This is a genomic window from Mycobacterium sp. 852002-51057_SCH5723018 (genome assembly GCF_001667035.1).
Taxonomy (GTDB): Bacteria; Actinomycetota; Actinomycetes; order Mycobacteriales; family Mycobacteriaceae; genus Mycobacterium.
In genome coordinates this window covers 59,089-66,829 of the sequence record NZ_LZIR01000022.1, presented here as the reverse complement: position 1 = coordinate 66,829, position 7,741 = coordinate 59,089, and the positions used below count along the sequence as shown (strand labels likewise).

At 69.5% G+C, this 7,741-nt stretch carries 5 protein-coding genes and 1 riboswitch; of the genes, 3 read left to right on the top strand and 2 right to left on the bottom strand.

Translation table 11 applies throughout. The annotated features are described in order from the left end of the window. Window positions 1-112: 112 nt before the first annotated feature. Both thiD and thiC read right to left on the bottom strand, forming a co-directional pair. Window positions 113-943 (bottom strand): bifunctional hydroxymethylpyrimidine kinase/phosphomethylpyrimidine kinase, encoded by an 831-nt coding sequence (thiD, locus tag A5764_RS05620; protein ID WP_369807277.1) that lies wholly within the window; start codon window positions 941-943, stop codon window positions 113-115. Window positions 944-948: 5 nt separating this feature from the next. Next, on the bottom strand, window positions 949-2,580 hold the full coding sequence (gene thiC, locus A5764_RS05615; protein WP_067109836.1) for a phosphomethylpyrimidine synthase ThiC: 1,632 nt from the start codon (window positions 2,578-2,580) through the stop codon (window positions 949-951). After that, window positions 2,571-2,681: riboswitch (TPP riboswitch) on the bottom strand. It overlaps the preceding gene by 10 nt. Window positions 2,682-2,768: 87 nt before the next feature. Between thiC and A5764_RS05610 the strand changes: the two genes are divergently transcribed. The 3 genes from A5764_RS05610 to A5764_RS05600 all read left to right on the top strand — a co-directional run bounded on the left by A5764_RS05610 (window position 2,769) and on the right by A5764_RS05600 (window position 7,731). Then, on the top strand, window positions 2,769-3,440 hold the full coding sequence (locus A5764_RS05610) for a PAS and ANTAR domain-containing protein (RefSeq protein WP_231989618.1): 672 nt from the start codon (window positions 2,769-2,771) through the stop codon (window positions 3,438-3,440). Window positions 3,441-3,538: 98 nt separating this feature from the next. Continuing rightward, window positions 3,539-3,901 (top strand): STAS domain-containing protein, encoded by a 363-nt coding sequence (locus A5764_RS05605; protein WP_067109863.1) that lies wholly within the window; start codon window positions 3,539-3,541, stop codon window positions 3,899-3,901. Beyond that, window positions 3,898-7,731 carry a SpoIIE family protein phosphatase gene (locus A5764_RS05600; protein ID WP_067109830.1) on the top strand — a complete coding sequence of 1,278 codons (3,834 nt, stop codon included), beginning with the start codon at window positions 3,898-3,900 and terminating at the stop codon, window positions 7,729-7,731. Before A5764_RS05605 ends, A5764_RS05600 begins: the two co-directional genes overlap by 4 nt. Window positions 7,732-7,741: the final 10 nt, after the last annotated feature.

The following is a 7,741-nucleotide window of genomic DNA, read 5'->3' as shown; positions in this document are numbered from 1 at the left end:
AATCTCGCCCCCCCCCCCCCCCCCCCCCCCCCCCCCCCCCCCCCCCCCCCCCCGCCCCGCCCCCCGGCCGGCGGGGCCCGCGACGCCCGCGATCCCGTCGAGGTTCATGCGATCATGACAGCCGAAACAGCGGGGACACGGGGCCGTGGCCACCGCCCAGCGGGTAGGCGGCGCGCAGGCATTCGGTGACCCAGCGCTTCCCGAAGCCGACGGCATCCGGCACGGTGAATCCATGCGCCAGCGCGCAGGCGACCGCCGACGCCAGCGTGTCCCCGCCGCCGTGGTCGTTGCCGGTAGGCACTCGGGGGGCCTCGTATTCGTAGAAGTCGGCGCCGTCATAGAGCAGGTCACAACTGCGCTCCGACGACCGCAGGTGCCCGCCCTTGACCAGCGCCCACCGGGGGCCCAGCGCGTGCAGCGCCTTGGCCGCCGCGCGCTGCGACCCCACGTCGGTCACGTCGATGCCCACCAGCAGCCCCACCTCGTCGAGGTTCGGCGTCACCAGCGTGGCAAGCGGAAACAGCTGATCGCGAAGCGAATCCAGCGCCGACGGCGCCAGCAGCGGGTCGCCGTGCATGGACGCACACACCGGGTCGACGACAAGGGGAACCGTCAACCCCAACCGGCGCCAGGTGGCGGCCACCGCGTCGATGATGCCCGCCGACGCCAGCATCCCGGTCTTGGCGGCCTGGACGCCGATGTCGGTGACCACGGCCTCGATCTGAGCGGCGACGACGTCGTCGGGCACCGCGTGAAAGTCCTGGACCCCCAAGGTATTCTGCACGGTCACCGCGGTAACAGCGACGCACGCGTGCACACCCAGCAGCGCCATGGTGCGCATGTCGGCCTGGATGCCCGCGCCGCCGCCCGAGTCCGACCCGGCGATGGTGAGCACGCGCAACGGCGTGCTGCCCGGCGGCGGCACAGGCAGAATGGGAGGCAAATAGCTCACTGCGTGATCGGCAGATACACCCGGTTGCCGTGCTCGGCGAACTCGCGCGACTTCTCGCTCATGGCGGCCTCGATCGCTTCCTCGCTGTCGAGCCCGTGCGCGGCGGCATAGTCGCGGACGTCTTGGGTGATGCGCATGGAGCAGAACTTGGGCCCACACATCGAGCAGAAGTGCGCGGTCTTGGCCGGTTCGGCCGGCAGCGTCTCGTCGTGGAATTCCCGTGCGGTGTCGGGATCCAGCGACAACGCGAACTGGTCGTGCCAGCGGAACTCGAAGCGCGCGGTCGACAGGGCGTCGTCGCGCTCCTGGGCGCGGGGATGCCCCTTGGCCAGATCGGCGGCGTGCGCGGCGATCTTGTAGGCGATCACCCCGTCCTTGACGTCCTTGCGGTCCGGCAGCCCGAGGTGCTCCTTGGGCGTCACGTAGCACAGCATCGCGGTGCCGGCCTGGGCGATGATCGCCGCGCCGATCGCCGAGGTGATGTGGTCGTAGGCCGGCGCGATGTCGGTCGCCAGGGGGCCCAGGGTGTAGAACGGGGCCTCCTCGCACAGCTCCTCTTCCAGCCGCACATTCTCGACGATCTTGTGCATCGGGATGTGTCCGGGCCCCTCGATCATCACCTGCACGCCATGGGCTTTCGCGATTTTGGTCAGCTCGCCCAGGGTGCGCAGCTCGGCGAACTGCGCGGCGTCGTTGGCGTCGGCGATCGATCCCGGGCGCAGCCCGTCGCCCAGCGAGAACGTCACGTCGTAGCGCGCGAAGATGTCGCAGAGCTCCTCGAAGTTGGTGTAGAGGAACGACTCCCGGTGATGGGCCAGGCACCAGGCCGCCATGATCGACCCGCCCCGGGACACGATGCCGGTGACGCGCTTGGCGGTCAGCGGGACATACCGCAGCAGCACCCCGGCGTGCACGGTCATGTAGTCCACGCCCTGCTCGCACTGCTCGATCACGGTGTCGCGGTAGATCTCCCACGTCAGCTCGGTCGGGTCGCCCTTGACCTTTTCCAGCGCCTGATAGATCGGAACCGTGCCGACCGGCACCGGCGAATTGCGCAGGATCCACTCGCGGGTTTCGTGAATGTTCTTGCCGGTGGACAGGTCCATGATGGTGTCGGCGCCCCACCGGGTGGCCCACACCATCTTGTCGACCTCCTCGGCGATCGAGGACGTCACCGCCGAGTTGCCGATGTTCGCGTTGACCTTCACCGCGAAGGCCTTGCCGATGATCATCGGCTCGCTTTCCGGATGGTTGTGGTTGGCCGGGATCACCGCGCGGCCGCGGGCCACCTCATCGCGCACCAGCTCGGCGGGCATGCCCTCGCGGGCGGCGATGAACGCCATCTCGGCGGTGATCTCACCGACGCGGGCGCGCTGCAGCTGGGTGCCGCGGTCGCGAACCACACCGGGCCGTGCCGGTAGTCCGGCCGCCAGATCGATCACGGCGTCCGGATCGGTGTAGGGCCCGGAGGTGTCGTAGAGGTCGAAGTGGTCCCCGGTGGACAGGTTGACCCTTCGGAAGGGCACCTTGAGACCGGCACCGGCGCCGGGGGCCGCTATTTCGCGGTACGCCTTGCTGCTGCCCGCGATGGGTCCGGTGGTGACGGTCGGTTCGACGGTGACGGTCATTGTCTTCTCCCTACGCCGGCATTACCCGGTCAGGTTCGTACGGTCGACGGCCCCGAGCCGTCCTCTCAGCGCACCGGGCGTGCGCTCCCGCGTGGTGTGTATGGGTCCGCACGCGACGTTACCCCCAGCCGCGGCGGTCTGGCATGCGGGCGGCATCGAATGAGAGGATGCGAAGCGTGCAGCAGCCCATGCAGACGGACGCGGCGGCCGAGGCCATCGCCACATACTTGGACGTCGGGGCCTTCCGCTTCTGGTTCGTCGGTCAACGCTGGGAATGGTCCGACGAGGTGGCGCGGATGCACGGCTACGAACCCGGGACCGTCGAGCCCACGACGAAACTGCTGCTGTCACACAAGCATCCCGACGACCGTGCCCACGTCCAGGACCTGCTCGACTACGCCCTGCAGTCCGAGGAGTCGTTCTCGAGCCGGCACCGGTTCCTCGATACCGCGGGCAACGTGCATGACGCGATCGTCGTCGCCGACCGCATGCTCGGCGAGGCCGGTGCGGTGGTGGGCACCGCCGGTTACTACATCGACCTGACCAGCACCTTCGACGAGGAGCGCCACGAGACCCGCCAGGAAGTTCTCGATGCGGCCCTGCCGGACCTCTTCGAGAACCGCGCGGCGATCGAGCAGGCCAAGGGCGTGCTGATGTACGTCTACCGCGTCAGCCCCGATCAGGCCTTCCGCGTTTTGCAGTGGCGGTCGCAGGAGACGAACGTGAAGCTGCGTGCGCTGGCGAAGCAGCTGCTCGCCGAAGTGGCAACCCTGCCTTCCCCGACGGCCACGACCCAAAATCAGTTCGACCATTTGTTGCTGACGGTGCACGAACGCATCCCGTCCGAGGCCTCCGGGTAAGGAATAGGCTTCTTCATCAACTTTTCTGGGCATGCTGTGTGTCGGGCTCGCGGCATTTCCGCCCGGGGCCCGGAATGCGGTGCAAGGCGGTGAAAGGCATGGAGTTGTTGGCGGTCCACCACGAAGCCCGGGACGACGCTGTAGTCGTTCGTGTGAAGGGCGACGTCGACTCCAGCACCGTGGACCAGCTGACCCCACACCTGTCCGCCGCGCTGCAGGTGGCTGCGGCACATCCCGCCCGGCTGGTCATCGTCGACCTACAGCCGGTGACGTTCTTCGGCAGCGCGGCGCTGAACGCCGTGCTCGATTGCCATGAGGAAGGACGGCAGGCCGGGACGCCGGTTCGCCTGGTCGCGGATCACGACCAGGTGCTGCGGCCGATTCAGGTGACGGAGCTGGATCGCATCCTCGAGGTCTACCCGACCGTGTCCGACGCGCTTCAGCGCAAGCAACGGCAATGAACCCGCTGCCGGCTGACCTGGCGGCAGCGGCCACGTTGGGCGGTGACACCGGCCGCCGGTTCGCCGAGTTCGACTGGGACGCACACCCTTTGGGCTCGGTGCAGACCTGGCCGGGCGAGGTGCGCTCGGCGGTCGCGACGACGCTGACGTCACGCTTTCCCATCGTGATTTGGTTGGGGCCGGACAATCTGTTCCTGATTTACAACGACGCCTACGCGCAGATCTTGGGTGACAAGCACCCCGCGGCGCTGGGCCGCCCCGCGGAGCAGGTCTGGTGGGAGATCTGGGAGCAGATTCACCCGATGCTCACCAGCGTCCTTACCACCGGCGCCGCCACCTGGTCCGACGACCTGATGCTGCCGCTGGTGACGGGCGACCAGCCCGAGGAGCGGTACTTCACGTTCAGCTACAGCCCGATCATCGCCGGCGACGGGCGAATCAGCGGAGTCTTCTGTGCCGTCAACGAAACCACCGAACGGGTGCTGGGCGAGCGCCGGCTGCATCTGCTCAACACGGTGGCCACCGCGATGATGGAAACGCGCAGCATCGACGACGCGGTGCGGGTCGCCGTCACGGTGTGTGCGGGTCAGCCCGCCGACCTGCCGTTCATCGCGGTCTACGTGGGCGAGCTGCGCGGCGCGACACCGTCGGTGTTGCCGCTGCTGCCAAGCGACCTGGCGGAGCTCACCGACTGGGGCGCGACGCCGAGGTCTCGCGCGCAGGCACGGCTCATCGACGGGGTGGGCGCCGCCATTCCCGGCATCGAACAGGCGCTGGCTGGCGACTGCCCGAGGCAGGCGCTGGTGCTGCCGCTCGGGGAGGCCGCGACGGCCGGGGCGCTGGTGGTGGGCATCAGTCCGCGACGCCCGCTCGACGAGCAGTACCGCGGCTTCTGCCAACTGCTGGCCGACCAGCTGTCGTCGGCGTTGGCCTCGGTGGTCTCTTACGAGCAGCAGCGCGAGCGGGCCGACGCGCTCGCCGAACTGGACCGGGCCAAGACGGCCTTTTTGACCAACGTCAGCCACGAGTTCCGCACGCCGCTGGCCCTGCTGCTCGGGCCGCTCGAGGACGCGCTGTCGGAGGTGCCGCCGGGCAGTGCCCAGGCGGACCGGCTGACCACGGCGGCACGCAATGCGCGGCGCCTGCAGCGCCTGGTGGACTCGTTGCTCGACTTCTCCCGCATCGAAGCCGGCCGGGCGAACGCCAAGTTGGTGTGTACCGATGTCGGCGCGCTCACCGCGCACATCGCGTTGTCGTTCACCGAGCTGTGTCAACGGGCCGGGCTCGATCTCGTGGTGGATTGCGGCCCGGTGCTGGCCGACGTCGATCCGGGCATGTGGGAGACGATCGTGCTCAATCTGCTCTCCAATGCGGTGAAATACACGCTGCGAGGCTCGATTTCGGTCCAGGTGCGCGAAGAACCAGAGCATTGCCGACTTACCTTGCGCGACACCGGGGTTGGAATCGCCGCCGACGACCTGGACCGGCTGTTCGAGCGGTTCTACCGCGCCGACAACATGCGCGGCCGCAGCGTGGAAGGCACCGGAATCGGTCTGTCCCTGGTGCGCGGACTCGTCGAACTGCAACGCGGAACCGTGGAGATCGACAGCGAACTGGATCGCGGGACCACCGTGACCATCCGGCTGCCGCGGTCGGTCGGGGCCGCGGCGGCCGATCGGTCGCCCGCCGGGCTGCTCGACGAGACCAATCCGTATGTGGCCGAGGCAAGTCAGTGGCTGACGTCGGTTTCCGAACCCGCCGCCGTGACGACCGAATACAGCGGGCCACGCCAGCTCGTGCTGATCGCCGACGACAACGCCGACATGCGCGCCCACCTGGAGCGGGTGCTATCGGCCCACTGGGAAACGGTTCTGGTCGCCGACGGCGAGTCCGCCTTGGCCGCGACCAAGAAGCTGCGCCCGGACGCCATCGTTACGGACGTGATGATGCCGGGCCTGGGCGGCTTCGAATTGGTTGCGGCGATTCGCGCCGACCCGGAACTGGCGGCCACGCCGGTGCTGATGCTGTCGGCCCGCGCCGGGGCGGAGGCCGTCGACGAAGGGTTCGCCGGCGGGGCCGACGACTACCTGCCCAAGCCGTTCCGGTCGCAGGAGCTCGTCGACCGGGTGGCCTCGCGACTGTCCGCGATCACCCGCGCGCGACACCGTCAACGCCGCGAGACCCAGCTCGACCTGATGCAGCTCGACTCCGCGCTGCAGGCCGCCGACTCGATCGCCGGAATCCTCGATGCCTTGCTCGACTCCCCGTTCGCGTCCGGCGGTGCCGCGGCCGTGACGATCGGAGCCCTCGAGGGGGAGCACCACGTCCGCTTCCAATACGCCGGCGACCTTCCCGCGGAGGTGCGCGACCGCTACCACGTGTCCGCGCTCGATTCGCCGTTGATCGGGGCCGACGTCATCGCCAGCGGCAAGCCGATGATCGTCAGTGACACCTTCGAACTGCCCCCACGCTATGAGCACGCCGTGCGCGACACCGCCGACAGCGTCCGCGCGTGCGTCGCACATCCGTTGCGGGACAACGCGGGTCGCGTCGTCGGCGCGCTGCTGTTGCTGTGGTCTGCGCCGCGCCGGTTCGAGGCCGCCGAACTCGACACGTTCGGCCGGATCGCCGAGCTCACCCAGTCGGCCCTGGACCGGATTCGGGTGGTGGCGCGCGAACGCCGGATCGCCGTCGACTTCCAAGAGCATCTGCTCGACCTGGATCGTGGGTCGACCGCCGCGGTGGTCGCGGCCGTGTACCAACCGGCCGGCGAAGCGATGCGGGTCGGCGGCGATTGGTATTCGGTCACCCCGTTGGGCGGCGAGGGCCGGATCGGGATATCGGTCGGTGACGTCGTCGGGCACGGCTTGGCCGCCGCGATCGTGATGAGCAGGCTCCGGGCCGCCGTGGCGGCCTCGGCGCTGACCGTAGCGCAACCGGGCGCGGTGCTGGGCGCACTGGACAGGTATGCGGCCAGCGTCACCGGCGCCCGGTGCGCGACGGTGGCCTACGCCGTCGTTGATACGGGGACCACCGGGGCCGGCGGGGGTGGCGCCACCGTCAGCTACAGCTGCGCCGGGCACCCGTATCCGTTGCTGATTCCGCCCGACGGTGATCCGGTGTTTCTCGAGTCGGGCCGGCGTGCCCCGGTCGGCGTCCACGAAAACGGCGCCGCCGACGCGACCGCGACGGCGGAGCTGCCCGCGGGGGGCCTCGTCCTGCTTTACACCGACGGGCTGATCGAGCGGGCCGGCGAGACGCTCGACGACGGATTCAGCCGCCTCAAGGTCGCGGCCGCCGACTGCGCCGAACTCCCCGTCGACTCCGTCTGCGCCGAGCTGCTGGTCCGGATGACGCCGCCGGAGGGATATCGCGACGACGTCGTGGTGCTCGCGCTACGTCCGGGCCACGCCACGGCGCGCAGCTTCGCCACCGTCCTGCCGGCCGCGCCGGCGCAGGTCCCCGTTGCGCGGGCCCAGCTGCGAAATTGGTTGCAGGCCATCGCAATCGACCCGCTTCGCCAAGAAGACATCCTGCTGGCAACCGGGGAGGCGGTCACCAACGCGATCGAACACGGCAGCGGCAGTGAGCCGCGAAAGACGGTGTCCGTCGAGGCCTTCCTGCGGTCGGAGACCGTCGCGGTCACCGTCAGCGACACGGGCCGGTGGGTGGGGGATTCCTCGGACAGCCTGCGCAACCGCCGACGCGGGCGCGGGCTGAGCCTCATCGGGGGGTTGGCCGACCGCGTCGACACCGCGCGGACCCCCGGCGGCACCCGGGTCACGCTGCAGTTCGACCACGCGGTCGCGACCGTGAGGCGACGCGTTTAGGCCTCTGCTA